Origin of the sequence: Thermocrinis jamiesonii, assembly GCF_000702425.1 — a bacterium.
Taxonomy (GTDB): Bacteria; Aquificota; Aquificia; order Aquificales; family Aquificaceae; genus Thermocrinis; species Thermocrinis jamiesonii.
Genome location: NZ_JNIE01000002.1, coordinates 295,773 through 311,327 on the forward strand (window position 1 = coordinate 295,773; position 15,555 = coordinate 311,327).

Here is a 15,555-nt window from a genome sequence, read left to right on the forward strand (position 1 = left end):
CGTAATATATTATAAAGCTATGCTTGAGCTTATAAGAAGTGCGCCACAAGCTTGTGGTGTTTATCTGTTCAAAAAGGGCAACAAGGTCCTTTATGTAGGAAAGGCTAAAAACATAAGAGAAAGACTTTTGCAACACTACAAGCAAGCTCAAGAAAACCTAAAGGAAAGGTCCATAGTCAGCAATTCTGACAGCGTGGATTGGATAATAACAAAAAACGAATACGAAGCTTTAGTCTTGGAGGTTGACCTAATCCAGCTTCATAAACCAAAGTATAATGTGCTTCATAAATACGGTGGAGGTTATCCACTAATAGTTATTACAGAAGACCGATTTCCTACGGTAAAGGTGGTTAGAGGTGCGCAGTGTGAGGGGAAGGCCTTTGGTCCCTTCTTTACAGCCAAAAAGGCTTACAAGGTAAAAAGACTGATCCACAAACTTTTTAAACTTCGCACATGCGATCCTATGCCCACAAGGAAGGAACCCTGTATGGATTACCACTTAGGACTTTGCAGTGGACCTTGTGCAGGTTTGATAAAAGAAAAGGATTACATGCTTTCCGTTAGGTCTGCCCAATCTTTGCTCTCTGGACAAGTTTCTGAGGTCCTTCCAGAGCTTTACCAAAAGTTGGAAGAATATATGAGAAATCTTGAATTTGAAAAGTGTGCAGTTTTAAGAGACCAAATAAGGTCCTTAGAAAAGCTTTCCTTAGGTCAAAACGTCAGCGGTTTGACTTACAAAAATGCAGACGTGTTTTACAAAATGGGGAGAATGTTAGGACTGTTCTTAATAAGGTCCTCTAAGCTTGTGGATAAAGATGTTCTTATACTGGAAGGAGAGGAAGAGGTAGAGGAGGTAATAGTCGGCTTTTATTACTCCAACCCTATTCCAGAAACCATCCTTCTGAACTTTGAGTTATCGGAAGAAGTTCAAAACTGGCTTTTGCAAAAGGGTAAGCCCACCTTCCTGTTTGGCATAGAGGAGAACCTTGAAAAGCTTATTAAAGAAAACCTCGGACACTTTGTCCCCTACGAAGTTCTGAGAGAGGAGTTTGTAAAGGTGTTAAGAATTACTGCCCCCAGTAGGATAGAGGGTTTTGATGTTTCCCACTTTTATGGGAACTACACTGTAGCTTCCTGTGTGGTGTGGGAAGAGGGAGCAATGAACAAAAGAAGATACAGAAGGTACCGTATAAAAACCGTTGAAAAAATAGATGATTATGCTTCCTTAGAGGAGGTTTTAACCAGAAGGGCGATAAGGTTGAAGGAAGGGAAAGATCCTATGCCAGACCTGTGGCTTATAGACGGAGGCTTGGCACATCTTACAGTAGCAACAAAAGTAAGGGATAGATACAATCTTCCCATTAAAGTTTTATCTTTGGCAAAGGGAGAGGAGATCCTATATACAGAGTTTGGAGACAAGATACCCTTAAAAGACCATCCGATCCTTTATAGAGTTTTTGGGCAAATTAGGGACGAAGCCCACCGCTTTGCCCTTTCCTACAACAGAAAGCTGAGACTAAAAGAAGGACTAAAGGACGTGCTTAGTAAAATAAAAGGTATAGGGGAGGTAAAAAGGAGGATCATTTACAACAACTTTGAAAACCTCTATGAGCTTTTAAAGGCAGAGGAGGGGTATCTCAGAAGACTTGGCATAAACCCCTCCATAAAGCAGGAGATAGAAAAGTATATAAGTTAAGGGGCTATCCAGTTTTCCTGCTGAAGGAGTTCTTCCATCTTGTCAGATACGTTTTGGGAGATCTTGTAAGCACAAAACTCGGGACCACACATGGAGCAGAACTTGGCGGTTTTGTATCCTTCCTGTGGCAATGTTTCGTCGTGATAGGCCCTTGCGGTTTCTGGGTCAATGGCAAGCTCAAATTGCCTGTTCCAATCAAAGGCAAAGCGAGCCTTGGACATTTCAAGGTCCCACTCCCTTGCACCGGGAAAGTGTTTTGCTACGTCCGCTGCGTGCGCTGCAATCTTGTAAGCTATTACACCCTGCTTTACGTCTTCCACGTTGGGAAGTCCAAGGTGTTCTTTGGGTGTGACATAGCACAGCATAGCTGCACCGTAGTATCCAGCAAGGGCTGCACCTATGGCGGACGCTATGTGGTCGTATCCTGCTGCTACATCAATTACCAACGGACCAAGCACATAAAAGGGTGCTTCATGACACAGCTTTTGTTGTATTTTCATATTGAACTCTATCTGATCCAATGGCACGTGACCTGGACCTTCTACCATCACCTGCACGTCGTGTTTCCAAGCCCTTTCTGTCAGCTCACCTAAGACTCTGAGCTCTGACAGTTGAGCTTCGTCCGACGCATCCGCTATAGCACCCGGCCTTAGGGCGTCTCCCAAAGAAAAGGACACATCGTATTTTTTAAATATTTCGCATATCTTATCAAAGTGTTCATAAAGCGGATTTTGTTTTCCGTGTTCAATCATCCACTGAGCGATGATGGCACCACCACGGGAAACTATGCCCATTACCCTGTGCTGAACCAAGGGCAAAAACTCCCTTAAAATGCCAGCGTGAATGGTCATGTAAGAAACACCCTGCTGAGCCTGCTCTTCTATCACGTCCAAGATTAGATCCACGGTCATGTTTTTGACTTGACCCTTAGCCCTTTTTAGCGCTTCGTATATGGGGACAGTTCCCACCGGCACGGTGCTTTCCCTTATGATGGCTTCCCTCGTTTCCTTTATCGCCTCTCCCGTAGAAAGATCCATCACAGTATCTGCACCGTACTTTATAGCAGTCCTTAGCTTTTCCAATTCAGTGGGTATGTCCGATGCAAGACCAGAATTTCCTATGTTGGCATTTACCTTAACCCTTGAGTTTATACCAATGCACATAGGTTCAAGGTGTAGATGGTTTATGTTTGCAGGAATGATCATCCTACCCCTTGCCACTTCCCGGCGAACAAATTCAGGATGCAGACCTTCCCTTTTGGCTACATAAACCATCTCCTCGGTTATAATGCCCTGCCGGGCAAGATGCATTTGGGTTTTGTTCTTAAACTTCTTCCTTGCTTCTACCCACTCTGCCCTAAGCATAAGTTACCTCCTTATGAGTGAATTTTTCTATAGAATTTAAAACGAAGGTTGGCATACTGTATGATGAAAATTAGTTTTTGGCTTGGCTTTTTCGCAGATTGGTCTGAGGCTCTGAGGCCTTAAAATATTTTTTATGTTTAAAAAGATTTTAGTTGCAAACAGAGGGGAAGTAGCGCTCAGAATAATAAGGGCTTGTGAGGAGCTCGGAATAAAGAGCGTCGCTATCTATTCAGAGGCAGATGCCAGGTCTTTGTATGTAAAGAAAGCAGACGAAGCATACCTCATACCCGGTGATCCTGTAAAAGCTTACCTGGACTACAAAAGAATAGTGGATCTTGCTAAATCAGTTGGGGCAGACGCCATACATCCGGGATATGGATTTCTTGCTGAAAACGCAGACTTTGCAAGATACTGCAGGAAAAAGGGAATAACCTTTATAGGTCCTTCACCGGAACACATAGAGCTATTTGGAGATAAAGTGAAGGCTAAGCAGAAGATGGCTGAACTGGGCATACCCATCATACCAGGTTCTCCAGAACCACTAAGAAACTACGAGGATGCCCTGCACTACGCAAGAGAAATAGGATTTCCTGTGATCTTGAAATCCGCCTACGGAGGAGGTGGTAGGGGAATGAGGGTGGTTAGGTCTGCAGAAGAGCTTCCCAGACTTTTTGAATCTGGATACAGAGAGGCGGAAACCTTTTTCGGAAAAGGTGATTTATTTGTAGAAAAATACCTGGAAAATCCAAAACATATAGAAGTGCAAATACTGGGAGACAAGTATGGTAACGTGGTGCATTTGGGAGAAAGGGATTGTTCAGTGCAGAGAAAGCACCAAAAGATCATAGAGATTACTCCCTGTCCCGTTTTGCCAAACCACATAAGGAACAAGATGTTGGGTCTTTCTGTAAGGGCAATGATGCATGTGGGATACGAAAGTGCAGGAACTCTTGAATTTCTTGTTGATCTAAAGACAGGCGAGTTTTACTTTATAGAGATGAACACAAGACTTCAGGTAGAGCACACCATAACTGAAATGGTTTCTGGAATAGACATAGTGGAGACTATGATAAGGATAGCCATGGGTGAGCCCCTTCCCTTCACTCAGAACGAGATAACTTTCAGAGGTTATGCCATTGAGTTTAGGATAAACGCAGAAGACCCAAGAAAAAATTTCGCTCCTGCTCCAGGAAAGATTACTGCCTATTACTCTCCTGGTGGTCCAGGAGTTAGAATGGATGCGGGCGTTTACAAAGACTACGTAATTCCTCCTTATTATGATTCTATGATAGCAAAGCTTAGTGTGTGGGCTTTGACTTGGGAGAGGGTGTTGGCAAGGGCTAAAAGGGCTATAGACGAGTTTATTATAAGGGGGATTCCAACAAATATCCCCCTTCACAGGGAAATCATCAGGGACCCAGACTTTAGAAGTGGATACTTTGGTATAAAGTTTTTAGAAGAAAAACTACCAACTTACGATTTTGAGATAGAAGGTAAGGCCGATCCAGAAAGCATAGCTTTGGCTATATCAACAGCCATAGCTGCCTATTACGGACTATAGGATAGGCTAACGCCGTCACTTTCCTTTCCGTAAATGCTTCTGACTTTTACCTTGTAAGTAACCTTTTTATCTTTTCTCTTTAGCTCAAATATGTGGGTCCTTGTAGTTCCAATCTCTCTGTCATCTTCAAGCACTACAAATTCTTTAAAGAAATTGTCCGGTTCGTAGGACCATATGAGGTATAGCTTGTCTCCAAAAACTCTATAATCCAATCTTTCCACTTCTTTTATAGGTGGATGAGGGAGGGCTTCTACGCAAAACTCGGTAGGTTCTGAATAAGCATTTTGCCTTTTACCCACCACAAGATAACATCTTTTGATATAATCTCTGTTGAGCTCAAGCCCATCTACCGCTTTCTTTCCGGTCCATGGGTTTAGTCTTTCTCCCTCTAACTCATAAACTTCGTAAGTGTCAAAACCTTTTAGGTTTAGCCTTACTCTGTTTTCGTAATAAGTTAAATCTAAGCTAACCCTTTCCTCTGTAAGTCCTCCAACGCACTCCGTCCTTTCCTTACCTTCTATCCTTTTGACCGCAAAGCAAAAAGGTTGAGCTTGCTCTCTAAGCCAGTAGTTTTCTATTTTAATAAATCCCTCCGGAACAACCTCTCCCTCTAAGCTTCTAAGAAACACCTTACTGCCTATACGCTTTAGTTCTACCACCGGACTTTCTAAGGGTTTTGTATTTGCCTTTATTCCGCAAGAATAAGTCAGCACAAAGGCTAAAAAAGAGCTAAGCTTTAGAAAATTAATCGCTTTCAAGGTCTTTTATAAGCTCTTTTTTTACTTCCTCTGGCACATCCACAATAGCTTTATAGTTGGGATGGTTTATTTCTATCTTTACAGGTGAATTAATAAAGGCCTCCACCTGCTCTGGAGTAAGCGGTAATTTTAGAAAATGCACCACTGCTGCTTTGCCATACTGATAATCTTTTTGACTTCTTTCGTCAGCGATGGCTCTTACGCTGTATTTGTTGCCTATATGGAACCACAGGTGGTCGTGAATACCCACAAGTTGGGGTAATAATCTCTTCCTCTCCTGCTCATCGGGGATTTCTATAAACATAGTTATGGAAAGCTCGTTTTTGTCCGGTATTAGTTCGTTGTAAATGTCTATCTCTTGGTTTATTTCTTCTTCCTTTACCATTCTTTCAGCCCTTATCATCTCCTGAATTTGAAACCATACGGTTTCTCTGTTTTCAAAAACTAAATGAACTAAATCTCCAACAAAAACCCTCCTGTTTTTCTTAAGCTCTATTATTTCTTTCCGTTTTTGTTCCCGGACTTTCTCGTATTCGTAAATGTTTAGAATTTCGCTTCTTTCTATCTTTTTCATGTTCCGCTCCTTATTTTTTTTTTATTTTCCACCCCGCGGTTAGCGGGGCGCGGAAGGTTTTCAGGCTTTTAGGCTTTCTAAAGCCTTTTGGAACCTTCCTGCGTGGGACTTCTCAGCCCTTGCAAGGGTCTCAAACCACTCAGCTATGTCGTCAAAGCCTTCTTCCCTTGCTATCCTTGCAAATCCCGGATACATCTCAGTGTACTCGTAGGTTTCTCCTGCTATGGCAGCTTCCAAGTTCTTTTCCATGGTTCCTATGGGCTTTCCTGTGGCTGGGTCTCCACCGCCGTACTTTTCCAAGAACTCCAAGTGTCCAAAGGCGTGTCCGGTTTCACCTTCTGCGGTTTCTCTGAACACGTTGGCTATGTCTGGGTACCCTTCTATGTCTGCCTTTCTGGCAAAGTAAAGGTACCTTCTGTTGGCTTGAGACTCGCCTGCAAAGGCTTCCTTGAGGCATTCCAAAGTTTTGGTGCCTACCAAGCTCTTGCTCATGGCTCTTACCTCCTTATAAGGTTTTAGTTAATAGATATTATATGCAAATTTTTCTCATTTGTCAAGGGGGTTTGGGAACGTCCCGATGGTTGCTATAATATCTTTAAACCTCAGAAAGGAGTATGTGCGCAGAAGAGCAAGGTCTAACTTTGAACGAGTTTGACTACCATCTTCCAAAAGAGCTCATAGCTCAGTATCCAACTATTCCAAGACACAACGCAAGGCTTATGGTGTTGAACAGGAAGGATAGGTCCATAAGGCACGATGTATTTTGGAACCTACCGGATTACTTAAAAAAAGGTGACCTTTTGGTTTTTAACAACTCAAAGGTTTTGCCTGCAAGGCTCTATGGAAGGAAACCAACAGGCGGTAAAGTGGAGATCCTTCTTACGGACTACATAGAAAAGCACGTATGGTATGCCTTGGTGGGAGGGAAAAACATAAAGAGCGGTTTAAAAATATTCATCGGAGAAGACTTGCAAGTGGAGATCTTAGAGCACATAGAAGGTGGAAAGTTTAAAGTTTATCTCCATTCTCAGGATCCTCTAAAAGCTTTGGACAAATGGGGAAAAATCCCAATACCACCATACTTAGAAAGAGAGGAAGAAGAGATAGATAGGGTTTATTACCAAACAGTGTTTGCAAAGGAGGAAGGCTCTGTAGCTTCCCCTACAGCATCCTTACACTTTTCGGAGGAACTTTTGGAAAAACTTCAGAATAGGGGCATAAACATAGCCTTTATAACTCTTCATGTATCTTACGGCACCTTTAAGCCTGTAAAAACCCAAAGGATAGAAGAGCATAAGGTAGATCCAGAGTATATAAAGGTTCCCGAGGAAACGGTAAAGCTCATAAAGGAAACCAAAGAACGGGGTAATAGGGTCGTTGCGGTAGGCACCACTGTGGTAAGAGCTTTGGAGACAAAACCCTTTGAACCTTACGAAGGTTGGACCGAGCTTTACATATACCCAGGGTATGAGTTTAAGGTGGTGGATGCCCTGATCACAAACTTTCACCTTCCAAAATCTTCCCTTTTGTTTTTGGTATGCGCCTTTGGTGGAAAGGACTTTATAATGGAGGCTTACCAAATAGCAGTAAGGGAAAGATACAGGTTTTACAGCTATGGAGATGGAATGCTCATACTTTGATTTAACTTCAAAACTCTTATCTTGTATGGCTTTTTCACGTCAAAGCTCAGTATTTCCTCTCCCTTTTCCTCATCGTTACAAGTGATTGAGTAGTCTGCCTTTGGCAGTTTTTTCCTTAAAGGCTCATCCTTTGCAAAGCTAACATACAAGCAAACAGCCAACTCTTGCCTACAGTTGCACTCTACGTTGGAGTTTAAGTCTATACTCTTTATGATTTTTTGCGCTATAAATTTTTTGGAGTTCTCCCTGTTGGTTTTGTAGGGCATATAAACAAGTCCATAGGCAAATCTTAGGCCGATGGCAATTATTAGCACCACATAAAAAGCTTTTTTGAACCATTTGAAACTGAATGCGCTGTGTATGTAGTAAGAAAAAACAAGGGCAAGCAAAGGATACAGGGGCATTATGTATCTTCCTGCAGATTTGGCAAAGAGATAGGGAAGGTAGTTAAGTAAAAAGATAAGCAAAAGAGCCTTTATCGGGCTTGGCAGATGCAGTTTTCTTTCCTTAAAAAGAGCATAAACAGAAATCAAAAAAAACATACTGTGGGGCATGAGGTCTTTAAAGTTCTCAAGGGGATAAGTAAACAGGTGCATAAGCCTTGAAAACTCTTGGTCTTTTACCCTGCTGAAAGATTCGTAAAAAAGCGTCCTTATATAGACTATTGGATTTTCTGTATTTACAATCCACAAAAGTGGTATAGCCAAGGTGATAAAGTGCATAAGCATAGCTTTTTTACCAAAAAGTAGATCAAGTCTTTTGTGATAAAGGCTGAGAGCAAGCAAGGTAAGGGAATAAAAGGCATAAGAAGGAAAACCTTTCAGAAGGGCAGAAAGACCTGCAAAGACCGCAGCTAAAATCCCAAAAATAAAACCACCCCCAAAAGACCAAATGTAAAGGGAGGATACAGTTATAAAAACAAATAGAGTGTAAGTGGTGTCTATTTCCGCTAAGTAGCCGTAAAAGAACAGCACGTTACCAAAGGTTAGAAAGACCAAAGAGGATAGAACGGAAAGGGAAAAGTCCCCAAAAAGACGCCGAGAAAATAAAAAGACAACTAACACGCAAAGCATGAGAGAGGTTAGACTAACTGCCCTTCCAGTAAGCTCACTCCAGGGTATAAAGTTGGAGTATAGAGCTATTAGCCAGTTAAAAAGGGGTGGCTTGTTGTAGTATGGCTCTCCAAGGACATAAGGCTGTAGATAGTTGCCCGTCTTTGCCATATGGTAGGCAACGTATACCCTTAAAGGCTCCTCTACTCTAAAAACGTAATCGCTTAAGTTTGGCAGAAGAGAGAGAAAGGCAAGAAGGATAAGAAAAAACTTCATTCTATCCAGTAGTTGGGTGCTTCCTTAGTTATTATCACGTCATGCACGTGGGATTCTTTGTATCCTGCCCAAGTTATCTTAACTATCTTTGCTTTTTTTCTTAGCTCTTCTATGTTTCTTGCACCTAAGTATCCCATACCGGACCTTATACCTCCCACAAGTTGAAAGAGCACATCCGAAAGCCTTCCTCTGTATGGCACCCTTCCCTCTATACCTTCGGGAACGAACTTCTCTGCCCTTTCTTGTCCGTATCTATCCGCAGACATTCTACTCATCATCGCACCCAAAGAGCCCATGCCTCTGTATGCTTTGTATGCCCTTCCCTGATAGTATATTATTTCACCCGGAGCTTCCTCTGTTCCAGCAAGCAGATTGCCCAGCATAACCGCACTAGCGCCCACCGCTAAAGCCTTGACTATGTCCCCCGAATACCTTATCCCACCGTCCGCTATTATGGGCACTCCATACTCTTTTGCCACGCTGTAAGCCCACATTATGGCGCTCACTTGGGGCACACCCACCCCTGCCACTATCCGGGTGGTGCATATGGAACCTGGTCCTACCCCTACCTTAACCGCATCCGCACCAGCTTTTATCAGATCCTTTGTTGCCTCTGCGGTTGCCACGTTTCCAGCTATAACATCCACGTCTGGATATAAAGACTTTATTTCTTGGACCGTATCCAAAACTCTTTTTGAATGGCCGTGAGCTGTATCCACCACGATCACATCCACACCGACGGAAACAAGCGCAGAAACCCTTTCCTTTGTATCCGGTCCAGTTCCAACCGCTGCGCCCACCCTTAACCTACCCATCTCATCCTTGCACGCATTGGGATATTTTTGCCTTTTGACAATGTCCTTTATGGTTATAAGTCCCACAAGATTCCCCTCTTTATCTACTATGGGAAGCTTTTCTATTTTGTGTCTGTGTAGGATCTCCTTAGCTTCCTCTAAGGTGATCCTTTCTTTGGCTACTATCAGGTTTTCCTTGGTCATAAACATGGATACTGGTTTGTTATAATCGGTAGGTTTTATAAACCTGAGGTCCCTGTTGGTTAAAATTCCCACAAGCTTGTTTCCGTCAGAAACTACAGGCACGCCGGAGATCTTATATCTTTCCATGATTTCCAACGCACTTTTAACACTGGTGTCCGGTCTTACCGTAACCGGATTGACGATCATCCCACTCTCAGATTTTTTAACCCTCTCCACTTCCTTAGCTTGATCTTCTATTCTCATGTTCCTGTGGATTATGCCTATGCCTCCTTCCCTTGCTATGGCTATTGCCATTCTATGGTCCGTGACCGTGTCCATTGCAGCGGAAACTATAGGAATGTTTAGCTTGATCCTTTTGGTTAGTTGGGTAGAGACATCTACCTCATGAGGAAGCACTTCGGAATACTGAGGGATCAGTAGTATATCGTCAAAGGTAAGCCCTTCAAAAACTTCTATGTTTTCCATATATTTATTATAATGCCCAACTTGGTAATAACGGGTGGAACAAAGGGTATAGGGAGGGCGGTAGTTGAGCTTTTTCTAAGGGAAGGGTGGAACGTATGCACCTGCGCAAGGTCCGAAGAAGGTCTAAAAAGACTTAAGGAAGAGCTAAAACATCCAAAAAACCTATATACAAAAGTGTGCAACGTAGGAGACAGGGAATCTGCCAAAGCCTTTGTAGAATTTTGCCAAGAAAACCTTAAGAGTTTTGACTTGCTTATAAACAATGCAAGCATATTGGGAGAAAGAACAAGCATAGAACACTACCCAGAGGATATTTGGGAGGAAGTGATAAGGATAAACCTAAACGGTGTTTTTTATATAACAAAGTATGCCATTCCTTACATGAAAGCGGGAGGAGTTATAATAAACCTATCTTCGGGTGCTGGCAAAAGACCTGCACCTTACTGGGGAGCGTATGCGGTATCTAAGTTTGGGATAGAAGGGTTTTCATTGCTTTTGGCGGAAGAGCTAAAACAAAAAGGTATAAAGGTATATGCCCTAAATCCGGGTGCCACAAGGACCCAGATGAGGGCAAAGGCTTACCCACAGGAGGATCCCCTCACCTTAAAACCACCCGAAAAGGTAGCAGAGTTTCTAATAGAAATAGTGAAAAACAAGCCAGGAGGGGTGAGTATAGATTATGGATCTTAGAGCGATGATTCTTATGATCCTTGGGGCTTTGTCCGCTCTCTTTATAATTCTCATACACGACAAAATTATCTTAGATCCGGGGTCCTTTTCTTATCTTATTGCCATAACCCGCATCCCTGCTTTCTTTCTGTTTGCAAGTACTGTGCTTGCCCCGCTTCTTGTAGGTCCTCACCTTATTAAAAGGACATTTTACTATACCGCCCTCTTTGTTGTCCCTTCTTTGATCCCACAAGCTTTTCACATACTTTCCTTTGTGTTCTTCCCTGACTTTATAACACCAAATCATAGAGATAAGGTCTTTTGGCTACACATAATCTTTGTAGCATACACACTGCTTGGCATAACTTTTGGAATATTCCACAAAAGAGGCACCGCTCCATACCCTAAGTTTTTTGCTTTGCTTCTTTCTTCTCTTGCGGTTTCCTTTTTTATAGTGCTTTACTACCCGTTGCTTCCAAAGACTTACATAAAAGGTGTAGGATCAACTATTTTTTCCGATGTGCTTTGGGCTGGTCTTTCTCTTTGGAACTTTTGGCTTCTTTACCTTATATTAAAGAAAAAGGTTTATGGAGAGAAGGTAAGCAAATACGTAAGCTTAGGGATGTTCTTTTATGGCATTGGCAGTGTCCTTCCCATCTTTTACACACACTTCAGGGACATAATTTTGGTAGCTGTTTCCTTTTACAGGGTTTTGGCTTATGCACTGTTTGCCTATGGTGTTATCAAGGTAGAAATTGTGGATGTAAGCAAAGATATATTAAGGCGATCAAGGCTTTTTTTGATCTCTTTGGCAAAAGCTGTGCCCAGATGGGAGAGTGATGTACTAAAGGTTGCGCTGGGCAATTCCTTTGAAGAGGGTTACATAAAAAGCTTGTGCATATACGACCTAAAAACTAAGGAGCTGAGGGCATACTTTTATGGGCTAAAGGAAAGGGAGGAGGACCTAAAACCGCCTGAGGACTGGGATAAGCTTTCAGAAAAAAAAAATGGGCTTTACCAAGGATGGACGGCGCTTTCGTGTTGAAGAGGGTTATCTATTGCTCAGCAGGGTTCATACGGACATAGACAATCCCCTAATAATTACCCACATAATGAACATAGAAAGCCATCTCTTTTCCTATTTCCTACAGCACAAAAACTATGAGGAGCTACTCAAAGAGAAATTAAGGGAAATTGAGATACTACAGGCTATGCTTGAAACTTCCGAATATGTAGTTCAAGCATACAATAACATAGAGACCTTTTCAAAGCAAGTGCTGGATAGGTTGGACCAAGTCCTCCGTATGGACGGTAGCTTATTTTACATGCTTGATAAAAACGCAGAAAAGGTGGAAAAACTCGTCATCTCCTCTATGTTTTTAAAGAACTTTAGGGAGGAAGACCCTAAATTGCTCCTTGCTGAGGTTCGAGCTAACCCAAACATTTTTGATACAAAAAATAACCTTTGTTTTGCCAAGTTTGAGTATGGTCAGTATCAAGTTGGAGTTGTGGGCGTTAGGCTAAAGGAACCCTTTGATAAGGGAGACCTTGCTTTCTTCAAAACTATTTCCAACCAACTGTTCCACGTAATAAGATTGATGAAGATTATAGAGGATTTACAAAATGCCCAATTTAGCATTAAGTTTCTCTCCGAGTATGACCCACTTACTATGCTGTATAACAGAAGAACCTTTGAAAGGTATCTTAAAGATAACATCCAAATAGTCTCGAGGACTGGTTCCTTGCTTTCCATGGTGCTCATAGACATTGACAATTTCAAGCTTATAAACGACGTTTATGGACACCAAACTGCAGACATGGTCTTAAAGGAGCTAAGCGAAAGATTGAAAAGGAGCGTCAGGAAGATGGATATACCCGCAAGGTTTGGGGGAGATGAGTTTGCAGTGCTTTTGCCATACATTTCAAAGGATACCGCCCATGCTATAGCACAAAGACTTATAAGCAAACTCTCCTCCGAGCCCCTGAAGATAGAAGACAGAAACATTTCTTTAAGCGTAAGTGCGGTTGTAGTATCTTACCCCCAAGACGGAACCAGCGCAGAGGAGCTTATAACCTATGCGGAGTACTTAATGAGGGAAGTAAAAAGGAAAGGAAAAGGTATAATTCTAAGCTCAGGTGATATTCCTCACAAGTTCTCTGTGGTAAAGGAGCTCGAAAGGTCCCTTGTGGAAAGTATAGAAAAGTCCTCTGTCATACCCTACTATCACGAGATCATAGACCTCAGAAGGATGTCTGTCTTTGGTTTTGAGGTGCTTATGAGGATAAAGTTTAACGGTAGGATTTTGAGTACGGGAGAATTTGTGGATGTGGCAGAAAGGCTCGGTGTCATGCCAAAGCTTGACCTTTTGCTTATGGAAAAGGTTTTTGAAAGTTATAAATTTTTTGGAAACCAGTATAACATTTTCATATTTATTAACATGGTGCCAGACAACGCCACAGTGGAGTTTGCGGAGAAGGTCAGAGCCCTTGCGGATAAGTATTCTGTTCCCATCAGCAATATTGTATTTGAGATTACAGAAAGAAAAGCCATTGAAGATATTATGCAAGTTGCCGACTTTGTTAGGGAATTAAAAAAGGAGGGTTTTCGTTTTGCCATAGACGACTTTGGCTCTGGTTATTCCTCCTTTTATTACCTGAAATACCTGCCCACAGACTTTTTGAAAATTGAAGGTGAGTTCATAAGACATCTTACCCACTCACGCACAGACAGAATCTTCATCAAAGGCATTGTGAATGTGGCAAAGGAAATGGGGATCAAAGTCGTTGCGGAATTTGTAGAAAACGATGAGGTCTTGGAGGTAGTTAAGGAGTTGGACATAGACTACGCACAGGGTTATTACTTTGGAAAGCCAGAACCTTTGGAAGAAAAGCTCAAGAAACTTTCTTCCAAAGAATAAGTCCGAGGGCCTGGAAAGAAGAATTTAAAAGAAGGGAAAAGACACATACCCAAAGGGTAGCATTATACCAGAATTTCATAGGATAAACCCTGAGTAGCATGTCCTGGTCAAAAAACCTCCATGAATGTGGGTCAAAAAAGAAGTTGTGGAAAACCTCAAAGAGTAAGTCGTAGTTTAAAAGAGAAAACACCAGAACGAAAATTACCAAAATCTCCGTAAGAAGCGCGCCAGAAAAGAGGACAAGCCCCATTTTCTTTTTATCCCTTAGGCTGAAAAAAAGGAAAAGCCAAAGGGGAAGACCAAAGTAAAGAACCTTGAATATCACAGAAAGCAGTCTCTTAACATCCTGCATGTGCTTTATTTCCTTCTCCCTAAATAGTCCAGAGCTTATAAACTCTTCCATACCTTTATCGGAAAGAACGGACCTAAGCCCCAGCTTGGCTATTTCAAGTCTTCTTTCTTGGTCCATCCCCCATCTGTCTGGTGGAAGGTTTCCAAACCTGTAGTTTAGCTCTACAAAAAACTCAGTAAAGGCAAGCCTGACGCACAAAAAGATTAAAAGAAAGGGAAAGAAAAAGGACAGAGCTATTACTCTCTTCATTTGTAGCCTTTTATTTGAGTTTGTCCAGCATGGCAGGCTACACAGGACTTTTCGTTCCCTACTACCTTTACCAAACCAAAGGCTTCTGCTATTCTTTGATGCTTTGCGTGTATTTCTTCCACAGGCTTAAACTTTCTTACCTGAGGTATGCCTATGCCTTGGTGACACTGATAACAGGTGAACATAGCCTCTTTCCAAAGTTCTACCGCTTTATCCTTGTTTCTTTCTTCCAGTGCCTTTGGTAGCTCTACGTAAAGAATGGCGTTTCTTTTCTTGACTACAGCCTTTAGCTCATCAGGCCATTGGGCTATCATAGGTCCAGCCAAAGCCATGTTTTTGCCACAGGCAGAAAGCCCCATGGGACTCCTAACAAGCCTTAGAGCAGTATCAAATTCTCCCTTTTCTATGTGGCCTCTAAGGGCTACAAAGGAAAAGAAAGTCCTGTATGCTCCAGCTTTGAAGTTTAGTCTAACGTCCGCAAGGTATTTGATAGCCTGCAGGACCTGTTCTTTATTTTGCCCACCCACTATCAACATTTTCTTTTCGTCTTTTTCCACTAACTTTATGGTTGGCTTTTCAAAGCTAAGCCCAAGCTCTTTAACTATGTCGTTGTTTGTTCCAACCACTATGATGTTCTTCCACTGCACGTTTTTTAGCTGTTTGTCGCTTACCAAAAGAGGTGGAATTTTGGACTGCTTTACCTCTTCCGCCCCAAAGCCTATGTCCTCTACCCATTGACCAAGATAAAAGGCTATTTTCCCTGCTTGAGCTACCACATCTGTGTCTTCATTCACTCCATATACAATCAGCACGTTTGGAACTGCTACATCTTTTAGCATTGCAGGGGTGCCAGTCCATACTTCCGAATAGCTCACGTAAGGGAAAATCCTATCCGCAAACTTTGGTTCAATAACAGGTTGGGCAAAGGCTGGAACCATAGGTAAAAGGATCAAAAACCTCCTCATAGCTTAACCTCCCCCCTT

The 15,555-nt window shown here is 42.2% G+C and carries 14 protein-coding genes; 6 read left to right on the plus strand and 8 right to left on the minus strand.

From position 1 onward, the window contains the following. Positions 1-19: 19 nt before the first annotated feature. On the plus strand, positions 20-1,696 hold the full coding sequence (gene uvrC, locus K217_RS0101675; RefSeq protein WP_029551407.1) for an excinuclease ABC subunit UvrC: 1,677 nt from the start codon (positions 20-22) through the stop codon (positions 1,694-1,696). Here uvrC and thiC read toward each other — a convergent pair. Next, a complete protein-coding gene (gene thiC / locus K217_RS0101680; RefSeq protein ID WP_029551408.1) occupies positions 1,693-3,060 on the minus strand; it encodes a phosphomethylpyrimidine synthase ThiC in 1,368 nt (455 codons plus the stop codon). The two genes, uvrC and thiC, sit on opposite strands and share 4 nt — an antisense overlap. A 133-nt stretch (positions 3,061-3,193) precedes the next feature. On the opposite strand from thiC, the gene K217_RS0101685 reads away from it, so the two are divergent. Then, positions 3,194-4,621 (plus strand): acetyl-CoA carboxylase biotin carboxylase subunit, encoded by a 1,428-nt coding sequence (locus K217_RS0101685; RefSeq protein WP_029551409.1) that lies wholly within the window; start codon positions 3,194-3,196, stop codon positions 4,619-4,621. Here K217_RS0101685 and K217_RS0101690 read toward each other — a convergent pair. From K217_RS0101690 to K217_RS0101700, 3 genes are read right to left on the minus strand one after another with little or no spacing between them, the layout of a single operon-like run. Further along, entirely contained in the window at positions 4,609-5,379 is a 771-nt protein-coding gene (locus K217_RS0101690; protein ID WP_052178031.1) for a hypothetical protein, read from the minus strand. The genes K217_RS0101685 and K217_RS0101690 overlap by 13 nt on opposite strands. Next, positions 5,366-5,953, minus strand: a complete 588-nt coding sequence (locus K217_RS0101695; protein WP_029551411.1) for a DUF3501 family protein — start codon at positions 5,951-5,953, stop codon at positions 5,366-5,368. The genes K217_RS0101690 and K217_RS0101695 overlap by 14 nt, the downstream gene beginning before the upstream one ends. 60 nt (positions 5,954-6,013) lie before the next feature. Continuing rightward, positions 6,014-6,445 (minus strand): rubrerythrin family protein, encoded by a 432-nt coding sequence (locus K217_RS0101700; RefSeq protein WP_029551412.1) that lies wholly within the window; start codon positions 6,443-6,445, stop codon positions 6,014-6,016. A 122-nt stretch (positions 6,446-6,567) separates the two neighbouring features. On the opposite strand from K217_RS0101700, the gene queA reads away from it, so the two are divergent. Next, positions 6,568-7,593: a tRNA preQ1(34) S-adenosylmethionine ribosyltransferase-isomerase QueA gene (gene queA / locus K217_RS0101705; protein WP_029551413.1), complete on the plus strand. Its 1,026-nt coding sequence runs from the start codon at positions 6,568-6,570 to the stop codon at positions 7,591-7,593. On the opposite strand, the gene K217_RS07760 is transcribed toward queA, so the two are convergent. After that, a complete protein-coding gene (locus tag K217_RS07760) occupies positions 7,566-8,921 on the minus strand; it encodes an ArnT family glycosyltransferase (RefSeq protein ID WP_029551414.1) in 1,356 nt (451 codons plus the stop codon). The two genes, queA and K217_RS07760, sit on opposite strands and share 28 nt — an antisense overlap. After that, positions 8,918-10,384, minus strand: a complete 1,467-nt coding sequence (gene guaB, locus K217_RS0101715; protein ID WP_029551415.1) for an IMP dehydrogenase — start codon at positions 10,382-10,384, stop codon at positions 8,918-8,920. Before guaB ends, K217_RS07760 begins: the two co-directional genes overlap by 4 nt. Positions 10,385-10,396: 12 nt before the next feature. On the opposite strand from guaB, the gene K217_RS0101720 reads away from it, so the two are divergent. Genes K217_RS0101720 through K217_RS0101730 form a run of 3 tightly spaced genes read left to right on the plus strand, consistent with a single transcriptional unit; the run spans position 10,397 to position 13,971 of the window. Further along, positions 10,397-11,074 carry an SDR family NAD(P)-dependent oxidoreductase gene (locus K217_RS0101720; RefSeq protein WP_029551416.1) on the plus strand — a complete coding sequence of 226 codons (678 nt, stop codon included), beginning with the start codon at positions 10,397-10,399 and terminating at the stop codon, positions 11,072-11,074. After that, positions 11,064-12,098 (plus strand): MASE3 domain-containing protein, encoded by a 1,035-nt coding sequence (locus K217_RS0101725; RefSeq protein WP_029551417.1) that lies wholly within the window; start codon positions 11,064-11,066, stop codon positions 12,096-12,098. Before K217_RS0101720 ends, K217_RS0101725 begins: the two co-directional genes overlap by 11 nt. Then, complete coding sequence (locus K217_RS0101730) at positions 12,061-13,971, plus strand: putative bifunctional diguanylate cyclase/phosphodiesterase (RefSeq protein WP_029551418.1); 1,911 nt, start codon at positions 12,061-12,063, stop codon at positions 13,969-13,971. Before K217_RS0101725 ends, K217_RS0101730 begins: the two co-directional genes overlap by 38 nt. On the opposite strand, the gene K217_RS0101735 is transcribed toward K217_RS0101730, so the two are convergent. Both K217_RS0101735 and K217_RS0101740 read right to left on the minus strand, forming a co-directional pair. Continuing rightward, a complete protein-coding gene (locus K217_RS0101735; protein WP_029551419.1) occupies positions 13,946-14,572 on the minus strand; it encodes a TIGR01906 family membrane protein in 627 nt (208 codons plus the stop codon). The genes K217_RS0101730 and K217_RS0101735 overlap by 26 nt on opposite strands. Then, positions 14,569-15,537 carry a cellulose biosynthesis cyclic di-GMP-binding regulatory protein BcsB gene (locus tag K217_RS0101740; protein ID WP_029551420.1) on the minus strand — a complete coding sequence of 323 codons (969 nt, stop codon included), beginning with the start codon at positions 15,535-15,537 and terminating at the stop codon, positions 14,569-14,571. Before K217_RS0101740 ends, K217_RS0101735 begins: the two co-directional genes overlap by 4 nt. Between the last annotated feature and the right edge of the window lie 18 nt (positions 15,538-15,555).

Bases quoted from the DNA above. Each gene is read 5' to 3' on its own strand.
- uvrC (WP_029551407.1), top strand. From the start codon at position 20: ATGCTTGAGCTTATAAGAAGTGCGCCACAAGCTTGTGGTGTTTATCTG.
- thiC (WP_029551408.1), bottom strand. From the start codon at position 3,060: ATGCTTAGGGCAGAGTGGGTAGAAGCAAGGAAGAAGTTTAAGAACAAA.
- K217_RS0101685 (WP_029551409.1), top strand. From the start codon at position 3,194: ATGTTTAAAAAGATTTTAGTTGCAAACAGAGGGGAAGTAGCGCTCAGA.
- K217_RS0101695 (WP_029551411.1), bottom strand. From the start codon at position 5,953: ATGAAAAAGATAGAAAGAAGCGAAATTCTAAACATTTACGAATACGAG.
- K217_RS0101700 (WP_029551412.1), bottom strand. From the start codon at position 6,445: ATGAGCAAGAGCTTGGTAGGCACCAAAACTTTGGAATGCCTCAAGGAA.
- queA (WP_029551413.1), top strand. From the start codon at position 6,568: ATGTGCGCAGAAGAGCAAGGTCTAACTTTGAACGAGTTTGACTACCAT.
- K217_RS07760 (WP_029551414.1), bottom strand. From the start codon at position 8,921: ATGAAGTTTTTTCTTATCCTTCTTGCCTTTCTCTCTCTTCTGCCAAAC.
- guaB (WP_029551415.1), bottom strand. From the start codon at position 10,384: ATGGAAAACATAGAAGTTTTTGAAGGGCTTACCTTTGACGATATACTA.
- K217_RS0101720 (WP_029551416.1), top strand. From the start codon at position 10,397: ATGCCCAACTTGGTAATAACGGGTGGAACAAAGGGTATAGGGAGGGCG.
- K217_RS0101725 (WP_029551417.1), top strand. From the start codon at position 11,064: ATGGATCTTAGAGCGATGATTCTTATGATCCTTGGGGCTTTGTCCGCT.
- K217_RS0101730 (WP_029551418.1), top strand. From the start codon at position 12,061: ATGGGCTTTACCAAGGATGGACGGCGCTTTCGTGTTGAAGAGGGTTAT.
- K217_RS0101735 (WP_029551419.1), bottom strand. From the start codon at position 14,572: ATGAAGAGAGTAATAGCTCTGTCCTTTTTCTTTCCCTTTCTTTTAATC.
- K217_RS0101740 (WP_029551420.1), bottom strand. From the start codon at position 15,537: ATGAGGAGGTTTTTGATCCTTTTACCTATGGTTCCAGCCTTTGCCCAA.